The sequence below is a fragment of the Shewanella rhizosphaerae genome, assembly GCF_019457655.1.
GTDB lineage: Bacteria > Pseudomonadota > Gammaproteobacteria > Enterobacterales > Shewanellaceae > Shewanella > Shewanella loihica.
The window spans coordinates 164805-187779 of the sequence record NZ_CP080420.1 but is presented as its reverse complement, the minus strand read 5'-3'; the positions used below and the strand labels follow the sequence as shown (position 1 = coordinate 187779).

The window sequence follows — 22975 nt, the reverse complement described above, 5'->3', positions numbered from 1 at the left end:
GGTGCTTAACCTCGAATTTCATCAACATTCAGGCCACGCTTAGCTGCGATTTGAGCTGGTGACTTCATGTGCACCAACGCATCTACAGTTGCGCGAACGATGTTGATCGGGTTAGTAGAACCGTATGCTTTTGACAGAACGTTATGAACGCCTGCTACTTCCAATACGGCACGCATCGCACCACCGGCAATAATACCAGTACCTTCAGAAGCTGGTTGCATGTAAACACGCGAACCAGTGTGACGGCCCTTAACAGGGTGGTGCAAAGTACCATTTACAAGTTCAACAGAAACAATGTTACGGCGAGCCTTTTCCATTGCTTTCTGGATAGCAGCAGGTACTTCACGCGCTTTACCATAGCCATAGCCGACTTTACCGTTACCGTCACCCACTACAGTCAGTGCAGTGAAGCTAAAGATACGTCCGCCTTTAACTACTTTAGAAACACGATTTACTGCAACTAACTTCTCTTGCAGATCGTCTTTTTGTGGAGCTTCAAATTTAGCCATTTTTAATCATTCCTTAGAACTGTAGGCCAGCTTCACGAGCAGCGTCTGCCAGGGCAGCTACGCGTCCGTGATACTTAAAGCCGGAACGATCGAATGCAACTACAGTTACGCCTTTCTCGATAGCACGCTCAGCAATAGTCTTACCTACTGCTTTAGCCGCTTCTACGTTACCTGTGTATTTAAGCTGCTCTGATACCGCTTTTTCAGCAGTAGAAGCTGCCGCCACAACTTGCGCGTTGGCATCAATAACCTGTGCGTATGTGTGACGTGGTGTACGATGTACAACCAGACGGTTAACGCCCAGCTCTTGGATCTTCTTACGGGCGCGAGTCGCGCGGCGTAAGCGAGATGTTTTCTTATCCATATCGCGTTACCTACTTCTTCTTAGCCTCTTTACGGCGTACTTGTTCATCAGCATAGCGAACACCCTTGCCTTTGTAAGGCTCTGGTGGACGGTAGCCACGAATTTCTGCTGCAACCTGACCAACAAGCTGCTTATCAGTACTCTTAAGTACGATTTCAGTTTGTGATGGACACTCAGCAGTTACGCCGTCAGGAAGCTGGTGTACTAGAGGGTGTGAGAAACCTAGAGTCAGGTCGATACCGTTACCAGCAATTTTTGCACGGTAACCAACACCAACTAGAGTCAGCTTTCTTTCGAAACCTTCGTTAACACCAACAACCATGTTGTTGATTAGTGCTCGAGCTGTACCAGCTTGTGCAGCGCTAGTTACGCCTTCAGCTGGTGAACACTTGATTTCGTTGTTTTCAACAACAACAGAAACGTCAGCGTTGATTACTCGAGTCAAACTACCTTTAGCACCTTTTACGGTGATAGTTTGTTCGTTTAAAGTCACTTCTACGCCTGCAGGGATAGCGACTGGTGCTTTTGCGACACGAGACATTGCTAGCTCCTTATGCTACGTAGCAGATAACTTCTCCACCCATGCCTTGTTGGCGGGCGGCACGATCAGTCATCAAACCTTTAGAAGTGGACACGATTGCGACACCCAGACCGCCCATCACCTTTGGTAGATCGTTTTTACCTTTGTAAATACGAAGACCAGGACGACTTACGCGCTGGATAGTCTCAACGACTGGTTGGCCTTGGAAATACTTCAAAGTGATTTCCAAAACCGGCTTGGCTTCGCCTGCTACGGTGTAGTCAGTGATATAACCTTCTTCTTTAAGCGTCTGTGCGATAGCAACTTTCAGCTTAGCAGAAGGCATAGATACTGATACTTTGTTAGCAGCTTGGCCGTTACGAATGCGAGTTAACATATCCGCAATTGGATCTTGCATGCTCATATTAGCTTACTCCGTGACAAGTATTACCAGCTGGCCTTACGCAGACCAGGAACTTCACCACGCATGGTAGCTTCACGCAATTTGATACGGCTCAGGCCGAACTTGCGTAGGAAACCATGTGGGCGACCAGTTTGACTACAACGATTACGCTGACGCGCAGCACTTGAGTCACGTGGTAGACCTTGCAGCTTAAGAACTGCATCCCAACGATCTTCATCAGAAGTAGTTGGATTGCTAATGATAGCCTTAAGAGCTAGACGCTTTTCAGCATACTTAGCCACGAGCTTGGCACGTTTTGCTTCACGTGCTTTCATTGAACTTTTTGCCATTTCGCTACCCTTATTTCTTGAATGGGAAGTTAAAGGCGTCTAGTAAAGCACGGCCTTCTTCGTCATTCTTCGCAGTAGTAGTGATAACAATATCCATACCGCGGATCTTATCGATTTTATCGTAATCGATTTCCGGGAAGATGATTTGCTCACGTACACCCATTGCGTAGTTACCACGTCCGTCGAACGACTTAGCGCTCAGACCACGGAAGTCGCGGATACGCGGGATTGCGATATCAACTAAACGCTCAAGGAATTCCCACATGCGTTCACCACGCAGGGTAACCTTGCAGCCAATCGGGTAGCCATCACGGATTTTAAAACCAGCAACTGATTTACGAGCAACAGTTACAACTGGCTTTTGACCAGCGATAGCAGTCATGTCACGAAGCGCGTGCTCCATAACTTTCTTATCTGCTACAGCTTCGCCAACACCCATGTTAAGGGTGATTTTCTCAATCCGAGGGACTTGCATGACACTGGTATAACCGAACTTCTTAGAAAGCTCAGCGATAACAGTCTCTTTATATTTATCATGCAGTTTCGCCATCGTTTACTCCAATTACTTAACGAGTTCACTGTTCGACTTAAAGAAACGGACTTTTTTGCCGTCTTCAAATCGGAAACCAACGCGATCAGCTTTGCCAGTGGCAGAGTTGAAAATCGCTACATTTGATGCTTGTATTGGCGCTTCTTTCTCAACGATACCACCAGTCACACCCATTTGTGGGTTAGGCTTCTGGTGCTTCTTGATCAGATTGATGCCTTCTACAATTAATTTACCAGTTGGTAAAACTCGAGAAACCTTACCGCGTTTACCCTTGTCTTTACCTGCTAGTACAATTACTTCGTCTTCACGACGGATTTTAGCTGCCATTTTGAAGCTCCTTACAGTACTTCTGGTGCCAGAGAAACAATTTTCATAAATTGTTCTGTACGCAGTTCACGCGTCACTGGTCCAAAGATACGAGTACCAATCGGTGCAAGGTTTGCGTTTAGCAATACCGCTGCATTGCGATCGAAGCGAATGACAGAACCATCTGGACGACGTACGCCTTTCTTAGTACGGACTACCACCGCGTTATACACGTCACCTTTCTTCGCTTTACCGCGAGGAATTGCTTCTTTTACAGAAACCTTGATGACGTCGCCGATACCGGCATAACGACGATGAGAGCCACCCAAGACCTTAATACACTGAACTCTACGAGCGCCACTGTTACAGGCGACTTCTAGAGTCGATTGCATTTGGATCATTTTAAGTGCTCCGCTATCGTTACTTCACTAATCCCATATTTGGGGCATTTTTAAACCATTCTAGACCAAATAACGTCTAAAATGGCGCGCAAGTATAACACCGCAAAATAGGAATAGATAGTATTAAAAATAAAAACGGCCCCAAATCTAGGAGCCGTTTCGCTAATCACCTAATTAAATTAGGCTTTTGTTACTACTTCAACCAGAGTCCAAGACTTAGTCTTAGACAGCGGACGGCATTCGCGAATAGTCACGATATCGCCAGCATTACACTGATTTGTTTCGTCATGTGCATGGATCTTAGTAGTACGCTTGATAAACTTCCCGTATAGAGGATGCTTAACCTTACGCTCAATAGCTACAGTGATAGACTTGTCCATCTTGTTGCTAAGTACACGACCTTGCAAAGTACGGATTTTATCAGTCATTATGCACCCGCCTTAGAAGTAATAATGGTCTTAACGCGCGCAATGTTACGACGCACGATTTTGAGCTGGTGAGTCTGAGTCAACTGACCAGTGGCGTGTTGCATACGCAGATTAAACTGCTCACGCAGCAGACCAAGCAGTTCAGCGTTCAGTTCTTCAACGCTCTTCTGAGTTAGTTCGCTCGCTTTCATTACATCACCGTCTTAGTTACGAAGGTAGTCTTAATAGGAAGCTTGGCAGCAGCAAGAGTGAAAGCTTCACGAGCCAACTCTTCTGATACACCATTCATCTCATAAAGAACCTTACCAGGTTGAATCTGGCAAACCCAGTATTCAACGTTACCCTTACCTTTACCCATACGCACTTCAAGAGGCTTAGAGGTGATTGGCTTGTCAGGGAAAACGCGGATCCAAATTTGACCTTGACGTTTAATGTGACGTGTCATAGCACGACGCGCAGATTCGATTTGACGAGCAGTCAGACGGCCACGTCCAACAGCTTTCAAACCGAACTCACCGAAGCTTACTTCAGTGCCGTTCGCCAGACCGCGGTTACGGCCTTTGAACATTTTACGAAACTTCATTCGTTTTGGTTGCAGCATTGCCAGCTCTCCTATTTACCGCGAGGCTTACGCTTCGGCTGCTGTTTCGGCTCTTCTAGCGCAGGAACAACGCCGTCTAGAACTTCACCTTTGAAGACCCAAACTTTAACGCCGATCACACCGTATTGAGTGTGACTTTCTGCAGTAGAATAATCGATATCAGCACGCAGTGTATGTAGAGGCACACGACCTTCACGATACCACTCTGAACGCGCAATCTCAGCACCGCCTAAACGGCCGCTCACTTCAACTTTGATACCCTTAGCACCTAGACGCATAGCGTTCTGTACCGCACGCTTCATAGCACGACGGAACATTACACGACGCTCTAGCTGAGAAGCGATGCCTTCGGCAACTAGCTTCGCATCTAGCTCTGGCTTACGGATTTCAGCGATGTTGATTTGAGCTGGAATACCAGTCAACTTAGCAACTTCGTTGCGCAGCTTTTCAACATCTTCGCCTTTCTTACCGATCACAACACCTGGACGGGCAGTGTGAATGGTAACGCGAACACTCTTAGCTGGACGCTCGATAACAATCTTAGAGACTGAGGCTTGCTTAAGTTTCTTTTCTAGAAACTTACGCACTTCCCAGTCGCTGCTTAGATTGTTGGCATAATCTGATTTATCAGCGTACCAAGTCGAGATCCAAGGCTTAGTGATACCCAGACGGATACCATTAGGATGTACTTTCTGTCCCATTGCTAACTCCTAGCGATCTGACACAACCACAGTGATGTGGCTGGTACGCTTGATAATACGATCAGCACGGCCTTTAGCACGTGGCATGATACGCTTCATAGTTGGACCCTCGTCTACAAAGACTTTTCCAACTTTCAGCTCGTCAATGTCAGCACCTTCGTTGTGCTCAGCATTAGCGATAGCAGAGTCTAGTACTTTCTTAACAAGTACAGCTGCTTTCTTAGGGCTGAAAGTCAAAATTTCAAGAGCCTTAGCAACAGGCAGTCCACGAATTTGATCTGCAACCAAACGACACTTTTGAGGCGACGTACGGGCAAAACGATGTTTAGCTAAAACTTCCATCTCGAGTCTCCCGTATTAACGCTTCTTCGCTTTCTTATCAGCAGCATGGCCGCGATAAGTGCGAGTTGGTGAAAATTCACCAAGCTTGTGGCCGATCATCTCGTCAGTTACGAACACAGGTACGTGCTGACGACCATTATGGACAGCGATGGTCATTCCAATCATGTTAGGAATGATCATTGAGCGGCGAGACCAAGTCTTGATAGGCTTCTTGTCACCCGCTTCCATCGCTTTCTCTACCTTCTTCAGCAAGTGTAGGTCAATGAATGGACCTTTCTTGAGAGAACGTGGCATGGCGAATCCTCTTACTTTTTGTTACGACGACGTACGATGTACTTGTCGGTGCGTTTGTTACTACGGGTCTTATAACCCTTAGTTGGGACACCCCATGGAGTCACTGGGTGACGGCCACCAGATGTACGGCCTTCACCACCACCATGTGGATGGTCTACTGGGTTCATTGCAACACCACGAACTGTTGGGCGTACGCCTCTCCAGCGCTTAGCACCTGCTTTACCCAACTGGCGTAGCATATGCTCGGCATTACCAACTTCACCTAATGTCGCGCGGCAATCTACTGGCACTTTACGCATTTCGCCAGAGCGAAGACGTAGAGTGGCGTATGCGCCATCACGAGCTACAACTTGTACGTAGGTACCTGCTGAACGAGCGATCTGAGCACCTTTACCAGGCTTCATTTCAACTGCGTGAACAACGCTACCTACTGGGATGTTGCGTAGTGGCAAAGCGTTACCCGCTTTGATTTCAGCATCGATACCAGACTGGATTTGATCACCAGCTTGCATGCCTTTAGCAGCAAGGATATAACGACGCTCACCATCAGCATACAAAACAAGTGCGATGTTAGCGGTACGGTTTGGATCATATTCCAAACGCTCTACTTTAGCAGGGATACCGTCTTTGTTGCGCTTGAAGTCAACAATACGGTAGTGCTGCTTGTGTCCACCACCTACGTGACGAACAGTAATACGACCGGTGTTGTTACGGCCACCGCTCTTAGCTTTTTTCGCCAACAGGCCAGCAAAGGGTTTACCCTTATGCAGATCGCTGTTCACCACTTTAACAACGTGGCGACGACCAGCAGAGGTTGGCTTACACTTAATAACTGCCATGATAATTCTCCTTTGCTTACTCAGCGCCGACGAAATCGATGTCAGCACCAGCAGCTAAAGTCACATAGGCTTTTTTCCAATCGCTACGACGGCCAGTACGGGCACCGTGACGCTTAGTCTTACCTTTGTTAACCAAAGTGCGAACTGAATCTACTTCAACTTCGAACAACTTAGCTACTGCAGCTTTAACTTCAGCTTTAGTCGCATCGATAGCTACACGGAAAACGACCGTGTTGTTATTTTCAGCGCAAACAGTACTCTTTTCAGAGATGTGTGGCGCTAGAATAACTTTTAGCAAACGTTCTTCGCTTATCATCCCAGCATCTCCTCGATTTGCTTAACAGCATCGGCAGTAACCAGTACTTTTTCGAACGCGATTAGGCTTACTGGATCGATACCAGCAACGTCGCGAACGTCAACTTTGTACAGGTTGCGTGCAGCTAAGAACAAGTTCTCGTCAATCTCTGGAGTAACAATTAATACGTCTTCCAGCTTCATGTCTTTCAGCTTAGCCTTCAACTCTTTAGTCTTAGGAGCTTCAACACCGAATGACTCAACAACAACAAGACGATCTTGACGTACTAATTCAGACAGAATGCTCTTAAGCGCTCCGCGGTACATCTTCTTGTTTACTTTTTGGCTGTGATCTTGGGTTTTAGCAGCGAATGAAACGCCACCGCCACGCCAGATTGGGCCTTTAACAGTACCAGCACGAGCACGGCCAGTACCTTTTTGGCGCCATGGCTTTTTGCCAGAGCCAGTTACTTCTGCGCGAGTCTTTTGAGCACGAGTACCCTGACGCGCGTTTGCAGCATATGCTACAACTACCTGATGAACCAGTGCTTCATTAAAGTCACGGCCGAAGGTAGTTTCGGAAACTTCAAGAGCACTCTGTGCGTCTTTCAATACCAATTCCATTACTATCTCCTCAGACCTAAGCTTTAACGGCAGGCTTGATGATCAGGTCGCCATTAGTAGCGCCTGGAACTGCACCCTTAACCAATAGCAGGTTACGCTCAGCGTCTACACGTACAACGTCTAGATTCTGGGTAGTAACACGCTCTGCACCCATGTGGCCAGACATTTTCTTACCTTTGAAAACGCGACCAGGTGTTTGGTTTTGACCGATAGAACCGTTAGCTCTATGTGCCAATGAGTTACCGTGTGTTGCATCTTGAGTACGGAAGTTCCAACGCTTGATACCGCCTTGGAAACCTTTACCCTTTGATTGACCAGTAACATCAACTTTCGCTACGTCAGCGAAGATATCAACATTAAGCTCAGCACCTACTTCGATGCCTTCGCCTTCACCGTCAGCCAGACGCATTTCCCACAAACCACGACCAGCTTCAACGCCAGCCTTAGCAAAGTGACCTGCTTCTGGTTTAGTGATGCGATTAGCTTTTTTGGTACCAGTAGTAATTTGAAGTGCACGGTAACCGTCAGTTTCTAAAGTTTTCACTTGAGCAACGCGGTTAGCTGCAATTTCAATTACTGTTACAGGTATTGACGCACCATCTTCAGTGAAGATGCGAGTCATACCTACTTTACGACCGATAAGACCGATAGCCATCTCTCAAACCTCTTCTAAGGATCTCAATTAACCTAAGCTAATTTGAACGTCAACACCTGCCGCCAGATCTAGACGCATAAGTGCATCTACAGTCTTTTCAGTCGGCTCTACGATGTCAACAAGACGCTTATGAGTACGAAGTTCGTACTGATCACGCGCATCTTTATTAACGTGTGGAGAGATCAAAACGGTATAACGCTCTTTACGCGTTGGTAGTGGGATTGGACCACGTACCTGGGCGCCTGTGCGCTTAGCAGTTTCAACGATTTCCGCGGTAGATTGATCGATCAGACGATGATCAAATCCTTTGAGGCGGATACGGATTCTTTGGTTCTGCATTGACCAGAGCTCCTAAAATGGACACATAAAAAATCACCCTCTAGCTTCTTCCTTACCGGAAAAGCAGAGCGAGATGATTTAACCGTTCGACTCCAAATCGGAGTCGCTGTATTATTTTACGTCGGTTTCGAGAACCGACAAACTTCGCCTAATGGTTAAGGCGAGGGGCTATTATACTGATCTAAAGTTTAAGATCAAGCCCGTTGAACGAATTAACAGCAGTTATGCGTTAACTCTCAAAGTGGCGAGTATTATACTTATCCAGATCAGAAAAGCTAGCCCCCCTCTGCCAACAAATCGCCGGCAATAAAAAAGGCAGCCTAAGCTGCCTTTTTCAATGTGTTTGTAAAATCAAATGCTATTAAGCGATGATCTTAGCTACAACACCAGCACCAACTGTACGGCCACCTTCACGGATAGCGAAACGTAGACCTTCGTCCATCGCGATTGGGCAGATCAGGGTAACAACCATCTTGATGTTGTCACCAGGCATTACCATTTCAACGCCTTCTGGCAGTTCGATAGTACCGGTTACGTCAGTTGTACGGAAGTAGAACTGTGGACGGTAGCCCTTGAAGAATGGAGTGTGACGACCACCTTCTTCTTTTGACAGTACGTATACTTCTGATTCGAACTGAGTGTGTGGAGTGATTGAACCAGGCTGAGCCAGTACTTGACCACGCTCAACTTCATCACGCTTAGTACCACGTAGTAGTACACCACAGTTCTCACCTGCACGACCTTCGTCAAGCAGCTTACGGAACATTTCAACACCAGTACAAGTAGTCTTAGTAGTTTCTTTGATACCTACGATTTCTACTTCGTCACCAACTTTAACGATACCGCGCTCAACACGACCAGTTACAACAGTACCACGGCCTGAGATTGAGAATACGTCTTCGATTGGCAGAATGAATGCACCGTCGATAGCACGCTCTGGCTCTGGAATGTAAGAGTCTAGTGCTTCAGCTAGTTCTAGGATCTTAGCTTCCCACTCTGGCTCGCCTTCTAGGGCTTTCAGAGCTGAACCTTGGATAACTGGTAGGTCGTCACCTGGGAAGTCGTATTCAGATAGTAGTTCACGAACTTCCATCTCTACTAGTTCTAGCAGCTCTTCATCGTCAACCATGTCACACTTGTTCATGAATACGATGATGAAAGGTACACCTACCTGACGAGAAAGCAGGATGTGCTCACGAGTCTGTGGCATTGGACCATCAGTAGAAGCTACTACTAGGATCGCGCCGTCCATCTGTGCAGCACCAGTGATCATGTTTTTAACATAGTCAGCGTGGCCTGGGCAGTCTACGTGTGCGTAGTGACGAGTTGGAGTGTCGTACTCGATGTGAGAGGTATTGATGGTAATACCGCGCTCACGCTCTTCTGGAGCGTTATCGATCTGTGCGAAATCTTTAGCTTCACCACCGTACGTCTTAGTCAGTACGTGAGAGATAGCAGCAGTTAGAGTTGTTTTACCATGGTCAACGTGACCGATGGTACCAACGTTAACATGGGGTTTACTACGTTCAAATTTTTCTTTAGCCACGATATATTCCTTTCTTTTCAGAAATACTCAGCCTTGCTGAGTAATAGCATTCAATTATGAGTTATAGACTAGTTTGCGGTTATCCGCGCGCTTCTATAACTGATTTTGCAACATTCTGCGGCGCATCCGAGTACTTCAGGAACTCCATAGAGTATGAGGCACGTCCTTGGGTAGCGCTACGCAAGTCTGTCGCGTAACCAAACATTTCAGATAGAGGTACTACAGCTCGAACGATTTTGACGCCGCCAATGCCGTCGTCCATACCTTCGATCATGCCGCGACGTCGGTTTAAGTCGCCTACTACATCCCCCATGTAATCTTCAGGAGTGGTTACTTCAACCTTCATACAAGGTTCGAGTAACACAGGGTCTGCTTCGAGAGCCCCCTTCTTGAAGCCCATGGAGGCGGCCACTTTAAACGCCATCTCATTCGAGTCGACATCATGGTATGAGCCGTCGAACAGCGTTACTTTGACGTCCAGAACAGGGAAACCGGCGAGTACGCCATTCTTCATCTGTTCCTGGATACCTTTATCTACTGCAGGGATGTATTCTCTTGGAACAACACCACCAACAATCTCGTTGACAAATTCATAGCCGAAACCTTCTTCTTGAGGTTCAAGCTTCAACCAAACGTGACCAAATTGACCTCGGCCACCAGATTGACGAACGAACTTGCCTTCGACTTCTACACTCGAGCGAATAGTCTCACGATACGCTACTTGTGGCTTACCTACGTTACATTCGACACTGAATTCGCGACGCATACGGTCGACGATGATGTCTAAGTGCAACTCGCCCATACCAGAGATCAGGGTTTGACCCGATTCTTCGTTGGTCTCAACGCGGAAAGAGGGATCTTCTGCAGCAAGTTTCTGCAGCGCTATACCCATCTTATCTTGGTCGGCTTGAGATCTAGGCTCCACGGCAATCGTGATTACGGGCTCAGGGAACTCCATACGTTCGAGAATAACTTTATGGTCAGCATCGCATAGGGTGTCACCAGTGGTAACATCCTTCAGACCAATAGCCGCCGCGATGTCTCCAGCACGGACTTCTTTGATCTCTTTACGGTCGTTTGCATGCATCTGCACCATACGACCAATACGCTCACGCTTTTGTTTGACCGAGTTATATACGCCAGAACCTGCTTCCAATACGCCTGAATAAACACGCACAAAGGTCAGTGTTCCTACGAATGGGTCTGTCGCGATCTTAAATGCTAACGCAGAGAATGGCGCGTTGTCGTCCGCTGGACGTTCGACTTCATTCTCGTTTTCGTCAATACCCTTAATGGCGGGTACTTCGACTGGCGATGGCAAATAATCGATAACAGCATCGAGTACCGCCTGCACACCCTTGTTCTTAAATGCAGAACCACAGGTAGCCAGTACGATCTCGTTAGCCAGAGTTCGCTGACGTAATGCTGCCTTGATCTCTTCTTCCGATAGCTCACCTTCTTCAAGGTACTTGTCCATCAGCTCTTCAGAGGCTTCGGCCGCACTCTCAACTAGGTATTCACGCATCTCAGCGGCCTTGTCGGCCAACTCTGCGGGAATTTCTTCATAATTGAAGGTCATACCTTGATCTGATTCGTTCCAGTTAATGGCCTTCATCTTGATCAGGTCAATGACACCCTTAAACTCTTCTTCTGCACCTATGTTCAATTGAATAGGTACACAAGTCGCTCCCAGACGGTTACGTATCTGTCCAACGACGCGTTCAAAGTCAGCACCAGCGCGGTCCATCTTATTGACAAACACTAAGCGCGGGACGTGGTACTTGTCCGCTTGTCGCCATACAGTTTCGGACTGAGGTTCAACACCAGATGAACCACAGAACACAACTACTGCGCCATCGAGTACACGTAGCGAACGCTCAACTTCGATAGTGAAGTCAACGTGGCCAGGGGTGTCGATGATGTTGATACGATGCTCGGTAAATTGAGCATCCATACCGCGCCAGAACGTGGTCGTTGCCGCCGAGGTGATAGTAATACCACGCTCCTGCTCCTGTTCCATCCAGTCCATGGTGGCTGCGCCATCATGCACCTCACCGATCTTGTGAGACATACCGGTATAGAAGAGAACACGTTCTGTAGTTGTGGTTTTTCCTGCGTCAACGTGAGCACAGATACCGATATTACGGTAGCGCTCAATTGGAGTTGTACGAGCCACGATTAAACCCTCTTTACTAAGGTAGGCACCTTAGTGATGTAAAACATGGTGCAGGCAATCGCCTGCACCAAAAGATTACCAGCGGTAATGAGCAAACGCTTTGTTTGCTTCTGCCATACGATGCACGTCTTCGCGCTTCTTAACAGCAGTGCCTTTGTTTTCGGCAGCATCTAGCATTTCACCTGCTAGACGTAGAGCCATAGATTTTTCACCACGCTTACGTGCAGCTTCAACTAACCAGCGCATCGCTAGTGCGTTACGACGCACTGGACGAACTTCACATGGTACCTGGTAAGTAGAACCACCAACACGACGAGACTTAACCTCGACAGTTGGGCGTACGTTATCCAGGGCTGCTTCAAGGATCACTAGGTGCTCTTCGCCTTTTTTCTCAGCGACAACGTCTAGTGCCTTGTAAATGATTTTTTCAGCAGTCGACTTTTTGCCGTCCTGCATAATGACGTTGATGAACTTAGCCAGCAACTCACTATTAAATTTTGGATCTGGTAGGATTTTACGTTGTCCTACAACGCGACGTCTTGGCATAACAATTTCTCCGTATGCTTCAGGGACCCCAAAACTGGAATCACATTTATCTCTAGCTTGGCCTTACTTAACGGAAAACGTTAAGACTTAGGACGCTTAGCTCCGTACTTAGAACGTCCTTGACGACGCTCACTAACACCAGCACAGTCTAATGCGCCACGAACAGTGTGATAACGAACACCTGGTAAGTCTTTAACACGACCACCACGGATTAGAATCACGCTGTGTTCCTGCAGGTTGTGGCCTTCACCGCCGATGTACGAAGTAACTTCGAAACCGTTAGTTAGACGCACACGAGCTACTTTACGTAGTGCAGAGTTAGGTTTTTTAGGTGTGGTTGTGTACACGCGAGTACAAACACCACGCTTTTGTGGACACGCATTCAACGCAGGCACGTTAGTCTTGATGACTTTTGGCGAGCGAGGCTTACGTACCAACTGGTTTACAGTTGCCATGTATAGCTCCGAATCAGTTGATTAAACTCAACAGTAAGGTGTGAAAAATCTATATCCCACAGGTGTGGGACGCGAAATTTTAGAAAGGTAAGGGGTCGCTGTCAAGAAATAGCCAACTTTTTACCCAATTTAAGTAAAAAAAAGGCACCCGAGGTGCCTTTTTTACAATCTATTTACCAACTAGCACTGATTATTCAGGGCTGCCCGCCAGGTTCAATAGATCGGCAAGGTTTTGCTCTGCTTCACTGGCACTGATTGCCGGCACTTCTTCTGCCGGGCCATTCTGTGCAGCCTGGTTACGGCTGGTGTGGTACGCATAACCTGTACCGGCCGGGATCAGACGACCCACGATCACGTTCTCTTTCAGGCCACGAAGCTTATCGCTCTTACCGCCTACGGCAGCTTCGGTCAATACGCGTGTGGTTTCCTGGAACGATGCCGCCGAGATAAATGACTCGGTCGCCAACGAGGCCTTGGTGATACCCAGTAGTTCACGCTCGAACTTAGCAGGCTCTTTGCCTTGCGCTTCAAGTTCGCGGTTAGCGATCTTGACGCGAGACACTTCAACCTGTTCGCCCGGTAGGAACTCACTGTCACCGGCTTCGGTGATCTCACACTTACGCAGCATCTGACGGATGATCACTTCGATGTGCTTATCGTTAATCTTCACGCCTTGCAGACGGTAAACGTCTTGCACTTCGTTAACGATGTAGTTAGCCACCTTGTGAATACCACGCAGACGCAGGATGTCGTGTGCAGCTTCTGGACCGTCGGCGATAACTTCGCCGCGCTCAACCTTCTCACCTTCGAACACGTTCAGGTTACGCCACTTAGGAATCATCTCCTCGTATGGCTTACCACCATCGGCAGGTGTGATTACCAGACGACGCTTACCTTTGGTCTCTTTACCGAACGAAATAGTACCTGAGTACTCAGCCAAGATGGCAGGCTCTTTCGGCTTACGCGCTTCGAACAAGTCAGCAACGCGTGGCAGACCACCGGTAATATCGCGAGTCTTAGACGATTCCTGCGGAATACGTGCAAGCGCGTCACCCACGGCGATTTGTGCGTTATCGTCTTGGTTAACGATCGCCTTACCAGGCAAGAAGTATTGCGCTGGTACTTCAGTACCAGGGATCATCAGGTCATTGCCATCGGCACCAACCAGACGAATCGCCGGACGCATCTCTTTACCCGCAGTAGGACGTTGACCCACATCCATAACCACGATAGAAGATAGACCCGTTAGCTCGTCGGTCTGACGTGTCATGGTGACACCTTCGATCATGTCAACGAACTTGATGCTACCCGCTACCTCAGAAACGATTGGGTGAGTGTGCGGATCCCAGTTAGCGATGACTTCACCGGCATTAACCGTTGCGTCTTCCAGCTTCTCTAGGACAGTACCGTAAGGCACCTTGTAACGCTCTTTCTCACGACCCAGCTCATCGATAATCGCGATTTCAGATGAACGCGATACGATAACCAGCTTACCGTCACTGTTGGTAACATGCTTGGCGTTGTGCAGCTTAACGGTACCGGCGTTCTTCACCTGTACGTTGTTTTCTGCAGACGCTCTCGATGCCGCACCACCGATGTGGAAGGTACGCATCGTCAGCTGTGTACCTGGCTCACCGATTGACTGAGCAGCTACCACACCAATGGCTTCACCTTGGTTAATCAGGTGACCACGTGCAAGGTCACGGCCGTAACACGCCGCACACACACCAAAGTCTGTGTCACAGCTAATTACAGAACGAACCTTAACTTCGTCGATAGAGTGTTCTTCGAGCTTGTCACACCATGCTTCATCAAGCAGGGTGTTACGCGGCGCAAGTACATCTTCGGTACCTGGGTAGTAAACATCTTCAGCTACCACACGACCCAGTACACGCTCACGTAGCGGCTCAACAACATCACCACCTTCGATCAGCGGCTTCATTGTCAGACCTTCGTGTGTACCACAATCGTCTTCGATAACCACTAAGTCTTGTGCAACGTCAACCAGACGACGAGTCAAGTAACCCGAGTTCGCTGTCTTAAGTGCGGTATCCGCTAGACCCTTACGCGCACCGTGAGTAGAGATAAAGTACTGTAGTACGTTTAGACCTTCACGGAAGTTCGCTGTAATTGGGGTTTCGATGATCGAGCCATCTGGCTTCGCCATCAGACCACGCATACCCGCTAGCTGACGAATCTGTGCAGCACTACCACGAGCGCCCGAGTCGGCCATCATGTAGATGCTGTTGAACGAAGCTTGGGTTTCTTCTTCGCCATCACGGTTAATCACTGTCTCGGTAGACAGGTTATCCATCATCGCCTTAGAAACTTTTTCGTTCGCACTTGCCCAGATATCGATAACCTTGTTGTAACGCTCACCGGCGGTAACAAGACCCGACTGGAACTGCTCTTGAATCTCAAGTACTTCGGCTTCGGCATCGGCTACCAGAGAGTATTTCTCATCTGGAATCACCATGTCGTTGATACCCACAGACGCACCAGAAACGGTCGCGAAATGGAAACCGGTATACATCAGTTGGTCAGCAAAGATAACGGTATCTTTCAGACCTAGCTGACGGTAACAGGTGTTCAATAGCTTAGAGATCTGCTTCTTACCCATGTTCTGGTTAACCAGATCATAAGAAAGGCCTTTTGGCAGAACCTGAGACAACAGGGCACGACCCACAGTAGTATCTACGATACGACGTGACTCGGTGCGCTCGCCGTCTTCAGCGATAGTAGTCTCGGTAATACGTACCTTAACGCGAGCATGCAGCTCGGCAACGCCAGTACGGTATGCCTTTTCTACTTCGGCAACAGATTCGAATGCCATGCCTTCACCGCGGCCGTTGATACGCTCACGGCTGGTGTAGTACAGACCCAATACAACGTCCTGTGACGGTGTGATCACCGGCTCACCGTTCGCAGGTGACAGGATGTTGTTGGTAGACATCATGAGTGAACGTGCTTCCAACTGAGCTTCTAGCGTCAGTGGCACGTGAACCGCCATCTGGTCACCGTCGAAGTCAGCGTTGTATGCCGCACACACCAATGGGTGCAGTTGGATCGCCTTACCTTCAATCAGTACCGGCTCAAACGCCTGGATACCAAGACGGTGAAGTGTTGGTGCACGGTTAAGCATTACAGGATGCTCACGGATCACGTCATCGAGTACGTCCCAAACCTCTGGTACTTCGCGCTCAACCATCTTCTTAGCAGCTTTGATGGTAGTAGCCAGGCCACGACCTTCCAGCTTGCCGTAGATGAATGGCTTGAACAGCTCAAGTGCCATCTTCTTAGGCAGACCACACTGATGCAGACGCAGAGTAGGACCTACGGTAATTACCGAACGGCCTGAGTAGTCAACACGCTTACCCAGTAGGTTCTGACGGAAACGACCCTGCTTACCCTTGATCATGTCGGCCAAAGATTTCAGAGGACGCTTGTTAGAACCCGTGATCGCACGACCGCGACGACCGTTATCCAGTAGCGCATCAACAGACTCTTGCAGCATACGCTTTTCGTTGCGTACGATGATGTCCGGTGCAGCTAGGTCTAACAGACGCTTCAGACGGTTGTTACGGTTGATCACGCGGCGATACAGATCGTTCAGATCTGAAGTCGCGAAACGACCGCCATCCAGTGGAACCAATGGACGCAGATCAGGTGGCAGAACCGGTAGCACCTTGAGGATCATCCACTCTGGCTTGTTGCCAGACTGGTAGAAGGCCTCAATCAGCTTCAGACGCTTAGTGATCTTCTTACGACGAGTCTCAGAGTTGATAGATGGCAGCTCTTCGCGCATCTCTTCAATCTCTTTCTCAAGATCGATAGCACGCAGCAGCTCAAGTACTGCCTCGGCACCCATCTTGGCTTCAAACTCATCACCGTACTCTTCGAGTGCGTCGAGGTAGTTTTCCTCGGTCAGCATCTGACCGCGCTCGAGGCTGGTCATGCCAGGCTCGATCACTACGAAAGATTCGAAGTAAAGCACACGTTCGATATCACGCAGAGTCATATCCAGCATCAAACCGATACGAGACGGCAGAGACTTCAAGAACCAAATGTGCGCTACTGGGCTGGCTAGATCGATGTGACCCATACGCTCACGACGTACTTTAGTCTGGGTAACTTCTACGCCACACTTCTCACAAATCACACCACGGTGCTTAAGACGCTTATACTTACCGCATAAACACTCGTAGTCTTTAACTGGACCAAAAATACGCGCACAGAACAAACCTTCACGCTCAGGCTTGAAAGTACGGTAGTTGATGGTTTCTGGCTTCTTAACTTCACCAAATGACCAAGAGCGGATCAGATCAGGCGACGCTAGGCCGATCTTGATGCCTTCAAATTCTTCAGTCTTGCTTTGCTGTTTCAGAAACTTTAATAAGTCTTTCACGTTTCTCTCCTGAAGGAGTTAAACCAGGTGCCCTGCTCTCGCAGAGCACCGTTTATTGCCAAACTTCGGCGATGGCCAAGTCTTACTCTTGATCCAACTCGATATTAATACCGAGCGAACGGATCTCCTTCAGCAATACGTTGAAGGACTCAGGCATACCTGGTTGCATCTGATGGTTACCGTCGACGATGTTCTTATACATCTGAGTACGACCGTTAACGTCATCAGACTTAACAGTAAGCATTTCTTGTAGCGTGTAAGCGGCACCGTATGCTTCAAGTGCCCATACTTCCATCTCACCGAAACGCTGACCACCAAACTGAGCTTTACCGCCCAGAGGCTGCTGAGTAACAAGACTGTAAGAACCTGTTGAACGCGCGTGCATCTTATCGTCAACCAAGTGGTTAAGTTTAAGCATGTACATGTAACCTACGGTTACCGGACGTTCAAACTCGTTACCGGTACGACCATCAAACAACTTCAGCTGTCCAGAGGTTGGCAGACCTGCTAGTTCAAGCATGTCCTTAATCTCTTTCTCTTTCGCGCCGTCGAATGCTGGAGTCGCAGTCGGAATACCGCCTTTGAGGTTCTTAGCAAGACGTAGAACTTCTTCATCGGTGAACGAGTCGATGTCGACCTGCTGCTGCACGTCTTCACCCAGTTCGTACACTTTCTTGATGTAGCCACGAAGCTCTGCAAGTTCACGCTGCTCTTCGAGCATAGCGGTGATGCGATCACCAATGCCCTTGGCCGCGGCACCTAAGTGCACTTCGAGAACCTGACCTATGTTCATACGTGATGGTACACCTAGTGGGTTCAATACGATGTCCACTGGGTTACCGTTTTCGTCGTACGGCATATCTTCGATTGGGTTGATCTTAGAGATCACACCCTTGTTACCGTGACGACCCGCCATCTTGTCACCAGGCTGGATAGTACGTTTAACCGCCAGGTAAACCTTAACGATCTTCAGTACGCCAGGTGCCAAGTCATCACCTTGGGTGATCTTGCGGCGTTTGATTTCAAATTTCTTATCGAAATCGGCTTTCAGCTCTTCATGCTGCTCGGCAAGTTGCTCGAGTTCAGTCTGCTTAGTTTCGTCTTCAATGGTTTGTACCAGTAGTTGAGGACGTGGCAGAGCATCAAGCTCGGCTTCGGCAAAACCTGCTCCAATGAGAAGGTTACGCGCACGGCCGAAGACACCTTCTTCAAGGATCTTGAACTCTTCGGTCAGGTCTTTCTTAGCCTGAGCGATGTGCATCTCTTCGATTTCTACAGCACGCTTGTCTTTCTCAACGCCGTCACGGGTAAATACCTGAACGTCGATGATGGTACCCTTAACAGAGTTAGGGACACGCAGTGAGCTGTCTTTAACGTCAGAAGCCTTCTCACCGAAGATAGCGCGTAGCAGCTTCTCTTCAGGGGTCAGTTGAGTCTCGCCCTTAGGCGTAACCTTACCAACCAGGATGTCGCCACCCTTCACTTCTGCACCGATATAAACGATACCTGATTCATCCAGCTTAGACAGCGCAGACTCACCTACGTTTGGAATATCGGCGGTGATCTCTTCGCTACCCAGCTTAGTATCACGAGCGATACAAGAAAGCTCTTGAATGTGGATAGTGGTGAAACGATCCTCTTGCGCAACGCGCTCAGAGATTAAGATCGAATCCTCGAAGTTGTAACCGTTCCAAGGCATGAATGCGATACGCATGTTCTGACCAAGCGCAAGATCACCCAGGTCGGTAGATGGACCATCTGCCAATACGTCACCACGAACCACTGGCTCGCCAACGCTACAACATGGACGCTGGTTGATACAGGTGTTCTGGTTAGAACGTGTGTACTTGGTCAGGTTGTAGATGTCGATACCGGCTTCACCAGGAGTCAGCTCGTCTTCGTTAACCTTAACCACGATGCGGCTCGCATCGACATAGTCAACGTAACCACCACGCTTAGCGGCAACAACTACGCCTGAGTCAACGGCCAATGTACGCTCAATACCAGTACCTACTAGCGGCTTGTCAGCTCTAAGTGTTGGTACTGCCTGACGTTGCATGTTCGCACCCATCAATGCACGGTTCGCGTCATCGTGTTCTAGGAACGGAATCAGAGAGGCTGCCACAGAGATGATCTGCTGTGGTGATACGTCCATATACTGAACGTCTGCTGCACGCATAAAGGTAGATTCACCCTTATGACGACAAGCGATCTGCTCTTCAACCATACGGCCATCGGCATCGACTTCGATGTTAGCCTGTGCGATCACGTAACGACCTTCTTCGATAGCAGACAGGTAATCCACCTGATCTGTGATCACACCATCAACCACTTTGCGGTATGGTGTTTCGAGGAAACCGTAAGAGTTGGTGCGCGCGAAGCTTGCCAACGAGTTGATCAGACCGATGTTGGGACCTTCAGGGGTCTCAATTGGACATAGACGACCATAGTGAGTTGGGTGAACGTCTCGAACCTCGAAACCTGCACGCTCACGGGTCAGACCGCCTGGGCCAAGCGCAGAGATACGACGCTTGTGTGTCACTTCTGACAGCGGGTTGTTCTGGTCCATGAACTGAGACAGCTGAGAAGAACCGAAGAACTCTTTCACTGCCGCAGAAATCGGCTTAGCGTTGATCAGATCTTGTGGCATCAGCTCGTTAAGATCGCCAAGAGACAGACGCTCACGTACGGCACGTTCTACACGAACGAGACCAACACGGAACTGGTTCTCAGCCATTTCACCAACACTACGGATACGACGGTTACCCAGGTGGTCGATATCGTCGACTTCATCGTTACCGTTACGGATTTCGATGATCTTCTGCATTACTGCAACGATATCTTCTTTGGTCAGGATACCTGTACCTTCATCGTCATCGATACCGAGACGACGGTTGAACTTCATACGACCCACTTTAGACAGGTCGTAACGCTCTTCACTGAAGAAGAGGTTTTGGAATAGCGCTTCGGCAGCATCCTTGGTTGGCGGCTCGCCAGGACGCATCATACGATAGATCTCAACCAGCGCCTCTAGGCGGTTAGTAGTTGAATCGATACGTAGGGTGTCGGAGATATAGGCACCGTGGTCAAGCTCGTTGACGTATAGGGTGTCGATATCTTTGATGCCGGCCATAGACAGCTTAGCAAGATCTTCCAGGCTGATTTCGGCGTTAGCAGAAACCAGTACTTCGCCCGTATCTGGGTCGATGTAGTCTTGTGCAGCGATCTTGCCTGAGATGTACTCAACAGGTACTTCAAGCTCTGTGGTGTTAGTCTTTTCAAGTTGACGAATGTGGCGCGCAGTAATACGACGGCCCTTCTCAACTATGATGTTACCTTCAGCATCTTTGATGTCGTAGCTGGCTGTCTCACCACGCAGGCGATCGGCAACCAGTGTCATGACTAGGCTATCTTTCTTGATCTTGTACTGAACACGTTCGAAGAACAGATCGAGAATATCTTGAGTAGAGTAGTCAAGTGCACGCAGTATGATAGACGCCGCAAGCTTACGACGACGGTCGATACGTACAAACAGTGCATCTTTAGGATCGAACTCGAAGTCCAACCATGAGCCACGGTAAGGAATAATACGTGCGTTATAAAGCACCTTACCTGAAGAGTGGGTCTTACCACGGTCGTGATCGAAGAATACACCAGGAGAACGGTGCAGCTGAGAAACGATAACACGCTCAGTACCATTGATAACAAAGGTACCGTTTTCAGTCATCAGAGGGATATCCCCCATGTAGACTTCTTGTTCTTTAATGTCTTTAACTGTGCCAGGCGCAGCTTCACGATCATACAGCACCATACGCAGTTTAACGCGTAGTGGAGCAGAGTATGTAACACCGCGAATTTGACACTCTTTCACATCAAAAACTGGCTCACCTAGCTTATAGCTGACATATTGCAGCTCTGAATTACCAGAAAAGCTCTTGATGGGAAAAACGCTACGGAAAGCGGCTTCTAAACCACGCTCACCTGTAGGATCTTGATCGGTGAACTTCTTAAACGAGTCCAACTGGATTGACAGAAGGTAAGGGATATCCAACACTTGTGGACGCTTACCAAAGTCTTTGCGAATACGCTTCTTTTCAGAATAGGAGTAAACCATGGGTTTCCTCTGATTGCGAGATGTGACCAAGACTGAAACAACGCTGGGTTGCAACAGCACGTTTGCCCATCACCGTTGAAAGCAAGAACCTAACCAATAATCTCTGCTAGGGACTGCGAAATCTGGCGACAAACGGTGAATAAAAAATCGCCTACGCTTACAGCGCAAAAAAGGCCGACGGTTAAAAAACCGCCAGCCTCCGCCCGATCACTCGGGAGGTTGTAAGTTAGAGTATAACTTACTTGATCTCTACTTGAGCACCAGCTTCTTCAAGCTCTTTCTTCAGTGCTTCAGCTTCTTCTTTAGAGATGCCTTCTTTAACAGCTACTGGAGCTGATTCAGCCATACCCTTGGCTTCTTTCAGGCCTAGACCTGTAGCGCCACGAAGAGCTTTAATTACTGCAACTTTGTTGTCGCCGTGAGAAGTCATAACTACGTCAAACTCTGTCTTCTCTTCAGCAGCAGCGCCTGCATCAGCACCACCAGAAACAACAGCAGCAGCGGCAGAAACGCCGAACTTCTCTTCCATTGCTTCGATTAGTTCAACAACTTCCATTACAGACATAGCTGCAAGGGCTTCTAAGATTTGGTCTTTAGTGATAGACATAACAAAAAATTCCTAATTGTACTGAATTCAATTTATTTAAGCGGCTTGTAAAATTAAGCAGCTTCTTTCTGATCGCGTAGAGCGGCCAATGTACGAACGAACTTGCCAGCAGATGCTTCTTTCATAGTCATCATGAACTGTGCTAGTGCTTCTTCGTATGTTGGTAGTTTTGCTAAACGATCAATGTCGCTTGCAGGGATTAATTCCCCTTCAAAGGCTGCTGCTTTGATTTCAAAGTTCCCTTGAGCTTTCGCGAAATCTTTAAGAAGACGCGCAGCGGCACCTGGGTGCTCGTTAGAGAATGCAATCAAAGTAGGACCAGTAAATGTTTCGCTTAGGCACTCGAAATCAGTACCTTCAACAGCGCGCTTAACTAGTGTGTTACGTACAACTTTAATGTAAACACCAGATTCACGAGCGGTTTTGCGAAGACCGGTCATATCACCTACAGTCACACCGCGAGAATCGGCAACAACTGCAGATAAAGCACCTTTGGCAGCTTCGTTGACTTCAGCAACAATCGCTTTTTTGTCTTCGAGTCTTAATGCCATTGGCTTTACTCCTGGATTCAATCTAGGGATATCCCTAGCAATTACCATACTAAGT

General features: G+C 48.3%; 27 protein-coding genes. All 27 read right to left on the bottom strand.

What is annotated here, in order from left to right; translation table 11 throughout:
- Positions 1 to 5: 5 nt before the first annotated feature.
- A complete protein-coding gene (gene rpsE, locus K0I63_RS00920; RefSeq protein ID WP_011863983.1) occupies positions 6 to 509 on the bottom strand; it encodes a 30S ribosomal protein S5 in 504 nt (167 codons plus the stop codon).
- Positions 510 to 522: 13 nt separating this feature from the next.
- A complete protein-coding gene (rplR, locus tag K0I63_RS00915; protein ID WP_011863982.1) occupies positions 523 to 873 on the bottom strand; it encodes a 50S ribosomal protein L18 in 351 nt (116 codons plus the stop codon).
- Between the two features lie 10 nt (positions 874 to 883).
- Positions 884 to 1414, bottom strand: a complete 531-nt coding sequence (gene rplF / locus K0I63_RS00910) for a 50S ribosomal protein L6 (protein ID WP_011863981.1) — start codon at positions 1412 to 1414, stop codon at positions 884 to 886.
- A gap of 10 nt (positions 1415 to 1424) precedes the next feature.
- The gene (gene rpsH / locus K0I63_RS00905) at positions 1425 to 1817 is read right to left on the bottom strand and encodes a 30S ribosomal protein S8 (protein ID WP_011863980.1); all 393 of its coding nucleotides are present in this window, start codon (positions 1815 to 1817) and stop codon (positions 1425 to 1427) included.
- Between the two features lie 23 nt (positions 1818 to 1840).
- Positions 1841 to 2146 carry a 30S ribosomal protein S14 gene (gene rpsN / locus K0I63_RS00900; protein ID WP_011863979.1) on the bottom strand — a complete coding sequence of 102 codons (306 nt, stop codon included), beginning with the start codon at positions 2144 to 2146 and terminating at the stop codon, positions 1841 to 1843.
- Positions 2147 to 2156: 10 nt separating this feature from the next.
- Positions 2157 to 2696: a 50S ribosomal protein L5 gene (gene rplE / locus K0I63_RS00895; RefSeq protein WP_011863978.1), complete on the bottom strand. Its 540-nt coding sequence runs from the start codon at positions 2694 to 2696 to the stop codon at positions 2157 to 2159.
- Between the two features lie 12 nt (positions 2697 to 2708).
- A complete protein-coding gene (rplX, locus tag K0I63_RS00890) occupies positions 2709 to 3023 on the bottom strand; it encodes a 50S ribosomal protein L24 (protein ID WP_011863977.1) in 315 nt (104 codons plus the stop codon).
- 11 nt (positions 3024 to 3034) lie between these two features.
- Positions 3035 to 3403 (bottom strand): 50S ribosomal protein L14, encoded by a 369-nt coding sequence (gene rplN / locus K0I63_RS00885; RefSeq protein WP_011863976.1) that lies wholly within the window; start codon positions 3401 to 3403, stop codon positions 3035 to 3037.
- A 179-nt stretch (positions 3404 to 3582) separates the two neighbouring features.
- Entirely contained in the window at positions 3583 to 3831 is a 249-nt protein-coding gene (rpsQ, locus tag K0I63_RS00880) for a 30S ribosomal protein S17 (protein ID WP_011863975.1), read from the bottom strand.
- Positions 3831 to 4022: a 50S ribosomal protein L29 gene (gene rpmC / locus K0I63_RS00875; RefSeq protein WP_011863974.1), complete on the bottom strand. Its 192-nt coding sequence runs from the start codon at positions 4020 to 4022 to the stop codon at positions 3831 to 3833. The genes rpsQ and rpmC overlap by 1 nt, the downstream gene beginning before the upstream one ends.
- Complete coding sequence (gene rplP, locus K0I63_RS00870) at positions 4022 to 4432, bottom strand: 50S ribosomal protein L16 (protein WP_011863973.1); 411 nt, start codon at positions 4430 to 4432, stop codon at positions 4022 to 4024. Before rplP ends, rpmC begins: the two co-directional genes overlap by 1 nt.
- Positions 4433 to 4443: 11 nt before the next feature.
- On the bottom strand, positions 4444 to 5133 hold the full coding sequence (gene rpsC, locus K0I63_RS00865) for a 30S ribosomal protein S3 (protein ID WP_011863972.1): 690 nt from the start codon (positions 5131 to 5133) through the stop codon (positions 4444 to 4446).
- A 9-nt stretch (positions 5134 to 5142) separates the two neighbouring features.
- The gene (gene rplV / locus K0I63_RS00860; protein WP_011863971.1) at positions 5143 to 5475 is read right to left on the bottom strand and encodes a 50S ribosomal protein L22; all 333 of its coding nucleotides are present in this window, start codon (positions 5473 to 5475) and stop codon (positions 5143 to 5145) included.
- Positions 5476 to 5490: 15 nt separating this feature from the next.
- Positions 5491 to 5769: a 30S ribosomal protein S19 gene (gene rpsS / locus K0I63_RS00855; protein ID WP_011863970.1), complete on the bottom strand. Its 279-nt coding sequence runs from the start codon at positions 5767 to 5769 to the stop codon at positions 5491 to 5493.
- Between the two features lie 11 nt (positions 5770 to 5780).
- Complete coding sequence (gene rplB / locus K0I63_RS00850) at positions 5781 to 6608, bottom strand: 50S ribosomal protein L2 (protein WP_011863969.1); 828 nt, start codon at positions 6606 to 6608, stop codon at positions 5781 to 5783.
- A gap of 16 nt (positions 6609 to 6624) precedes the next feature.
- Positions 6625 to 6924, bottom strand: a complete 300-nt coding sequence (rplW, locus tag K0I63_RS00845) for a 50S ribosomal protein L23 (RefSeq protein ID WP_011863968.1) — start codon at positions 6922 to 6924, stop codon at positions 6625 to 6627.
- A complete protein-coding gene (gene rplD, locus K0I63_RS00840) occupies positions 6921 to 7526 on the bottom strand; it encodes a 50S ribosomal protein L4 (protein WP_011863967.1) in 606 nt (201 codons plus the stop codon). The genes rplW and rplD overlap by 4 nt, the downstream gene beginning before the upstream one ends.
- Before the next feature lie 16 nt (positions 7527 to 7542).
- Entirely contained in the window at positions 7543 to 8181 is a 639-nt protein-coding gene (gene rplC, locus K0I63_RS00835) for a 50S ribosomal protein L3 (protein WP_011863966.1), read from the bottom strand.
- Positions 8182 to 8208: 27 nt separating this feature from the next.
- A complete protein-coding gene (rpsJ, locus tag K0I63_RS00830) occupies positions 8209 to 8520 on the bottom strand; it encodes a 30S ribosomal protein S10 (RefSeq protein WP_011070616.1) in 312 nt (103 codons plus the stop codon).
- A gap of 361 nt (positions 8521 to 8881) precedes the next feature.
- Positions 8882 to 10066 (bottom strand): elongation factor Tu, encoded by a 1185-nt coding sequence (gene tuf / locus K0I63_RS00825; RefSeq protein ID WP_011863965.1) that lies wholly within the window; start codon positions 10064 to 10066, stop codon positions 8882 to 8884.
- A gap of 79 nt (positions 10067 to 10145) precedes the next feature.
- Positions 10146 to 12242, bottom strand: a complete 2097-nt coding sequence (gene fusA, locus K0I63_RS00820; RefSeq protein ID WP_220043890.1) for an elongation factor G — start codon at positions 12240 to 12242, stop codon at positions 10146 to 10148.
- A 75-nt stretch (positions 12243 to 12317) separates the two neighbouring features.
- Positions 12318 to 12788, bottom strand: a complete 471-nt coding sequence (gene rpsG / locus K0I63_RS00815) for a 30S ribosomal protein S7 (RefSeq protein ID WP_011863963.1) — start codon at positions 12786 to 12788, stop codon at positions 12318 to 12320.
- An 80-nt stretch (positions 12789 to 12868) separates the two neighbouring features.
- Positions 12869 to 13243, bottom strand: a complete 375-nt coding sequence (gene rpsL, locus K0I63_RS00810) for a 30S ribosomal protein S12 (protein WP_011863962.1) — start codon at positions 13241 to 13243, stop codon at positions 12869 to 12871.
- 190 nt (positions 13244 to 13433) lie between these two features.
- Complete coding sequence (gene rpoC / locus K0I63_RS00805; RefSeq protein WP_220079602.1) at positions 13434 to 17648, bottom strand: DNA-directed RNA polymerase subunit beta'; 4215 nt, start codon at positions 17646 to 17648, stop codon at positions 13434 to 13436.
- Between the two features lie 82 nt (positions 17649 to 17730).
- Entirely contained in the window at positions 17731 to 21762 is a 4032-nt protein-coding gene (gene rpoB / locus K0I63_RS00800; RefSeq protein WP_220082237.1) for a DNA-directed RNA polymerase subunit beta, read from the bottom strand.
- Between the two features lie 238 nt (positions 21763 to 22000).
- Positions 22001 to 22369, bottom strand: a complete 369-nt coding sequence (gene rplL, locus K0I63_RS00795; RefSeq protein WP_011863959.1) for a 50S ribosomal protein L7/L12 — start codon at positions 22367 to 22369, stop codon at positions 22001 to 22003.
- Positions 22370 to 22422: 53 nt separating this feature from the next.
- Positions 22423 to 22920, bottom strand: a complete 498-nt coding sequence (rplJ, locus tag K0I63_RS00790; protein ID WP_011863958.1) for a 50S ribosomal protein L10 — start codon at positions 22918 to 22920, stop codon at positions 22423 to 22425.
- Positions 22921 to 22975: the final 55 nt, after the last annotated feature.

What these genes read in the sequence shown, in the direction of transcription:
- rpsE (WP_011863983.1), bottom strand. Translation starts at nt 509, where the DNA reads ATGGCTAAATTTGAAGCTCCACAAAAAGACGATCTGCAAGAGAAGTTA.
- rplR (WP_011863982.1), bottom strand. Translation starts at nt 873, where the DNA reads ATGGATAAGAAAACATCTCGCTTACGCCGCGCGACTCGCGCCCGTAAG.
- rplF (WP_011863981.1), bottom strand. Translation starts at nt 1,414, where the DNA reads ATGTCTCGTGTCGCAAAAGCACCAGTCGCTATCCCTGCAGGCGTAGAA.
- rpsH (WP_011863980.1), bottom strand. Translation starts at nt 1,817, where the DNA reads ATGAGCATGCAAGATCCAATTGCGGATATGTTAACTCGCATTCGTAAC.
- rpsN (WP_011863979.1), bottom strand. Translation starts at nt 2,146, where the DNA reads ATGGCAAAAAGTTCAATGAAAGCACGTGAAGCAAAACGTGCCAAGCTC.
- rplE (WP_011863978.1), bottom strand. Translation starts at nt 2,696, where the DNA reads ATGGCGAAACTGCATGATAAATATAAAGAGACTGTTATCGCTGAGCTT.
- rplX (WP_011863977.1), bottom strand. Translation starts at nt 3,023, where the DNA reads ATGGCAGCTAAAATCCGTCGTGAAGACGAAGTAATTGTACTAGCAGGT.
- rplN (WP_011863976.1), bottom strand. Translation starts at nt 3,403, where the DNA reads ATGATCCAAATGCAATCGACTCTAGAAGTCGCCTGTAACAGTGGCGCT.
- rpsQ (WP_011863975.1), bottom strand. Translation starts at nt 3,831, where the DNA reads ATGACTGATAAAATCCGTACTTTGCAAGGTCGTGTACTTAGCAACAAG.
- rpmC (WP_011863974.1), bottom strand. Translation starts at nt 4,022, where the DNA reads ATGAAAGCGAGCGAACTAACTCAGAAGAGCGTTGAAGAACTGAACGCT.
- rplP (WP_011863973.1), bottom strand. Translation starts at nt 4,432, where the DNA reads ATGCTGCAACCAAAACGAATGAAGTTTCGTAAAATGTTCAAAGGCCGT.
- rpsC (WP_011863972.1), bottom strand. Translation starts at nt 5,133, where the DNA reads ATGGGACAGAAAGTACATCCTAATGGTATCCGTCTGGGTATCACTAAG.
- rplV (WP_011863971.1), bottom strand. Translation starts at nt 5,475, where the DNA reads ATGGAAGTTTTAGCTAAACATCGTTTTGCCCGTACGTCGCCTCAAAAG.
- rpsS (WP_011863970.1), bottom strand. Translation starts at nt 5,769, where the DNA reads ATGCCACGTTCTCTCAAGAAAGGTCCATTCATTGACCTACACTTGCTG.
- rplB (WP_011863969.1), bottom strand. Translation starts at nt 6,608, where the DNA reads ATGGCAGTTATTAAGTGTAAGCCAACCTCTGCTGGTCGTCGCCACGTT.
- rplW (WP_011863968.1), bottom strand. Translation starts at nt 6,924, where the DNA reads ATGATAAGCGAAGAACGTTTGCTAAAAGTTATTCTAGCGCCACACATC.
- rplD (WP_011863967.1), bottom strand. Translation starts at nt 7,526, where the DNA reads ATGGAATTGGTATTGAAAGACGCACAGAGTGCTCTTGAAGTTTCCGAA.
- rplC (WP_011863966.1), bottom strand. Translation starts at nt 8,181, where the DNA reads ATGGCTATCGGTCTTATCGGTCGTAAAGTAGGTATGACTCGCATCTTC.
- rpsJ (WP_011070616.1), bottom strand. Translation starts at nt 8,520, where the DNA reads ATGCAGAACCAAAGAATCCGTATCCGCCTCAAAGGATTTGATCATCGT.
- rpsG (WP_011863963.1), bottom strand. Translation starts at nt 12,788, where the DNA reads ATGCCAAGACGTCGCGTTGTAGGACAACGTAAAATCCTACCAGATCCA.
- rpsL (WP_011863962.1), bottom strand. Translation starts at nt 13,243, where the DNA reads ATGGCAACTGTAAACCAGTTGGTACGTAAGCCTCGCTCGCCAAAAGTC.
- rpoB (WP_220082237.1), bottom strand. Translation starts at nt 21,762, where the DNA reads ATGGTTTACTCCTATTCTGAAAAGAAGCGTATTCGCAAAGACTTTGGT.
- rplL (WP_011863959.1), bottom strand. Translation starts at nt 22,369, where the DNA reads ATGTCTATCACTAAAGACCAAATCTTAGAAGCCCTTGCAGCTATGTCT.
- rplJ (WP_011863958.1), bottom strand. Translation starts at nt 22,920, where the DNA reads ATGGCATTAAGACTCGAAGACAAAAAAGCGATTGTTGCTGAAGTCAAC.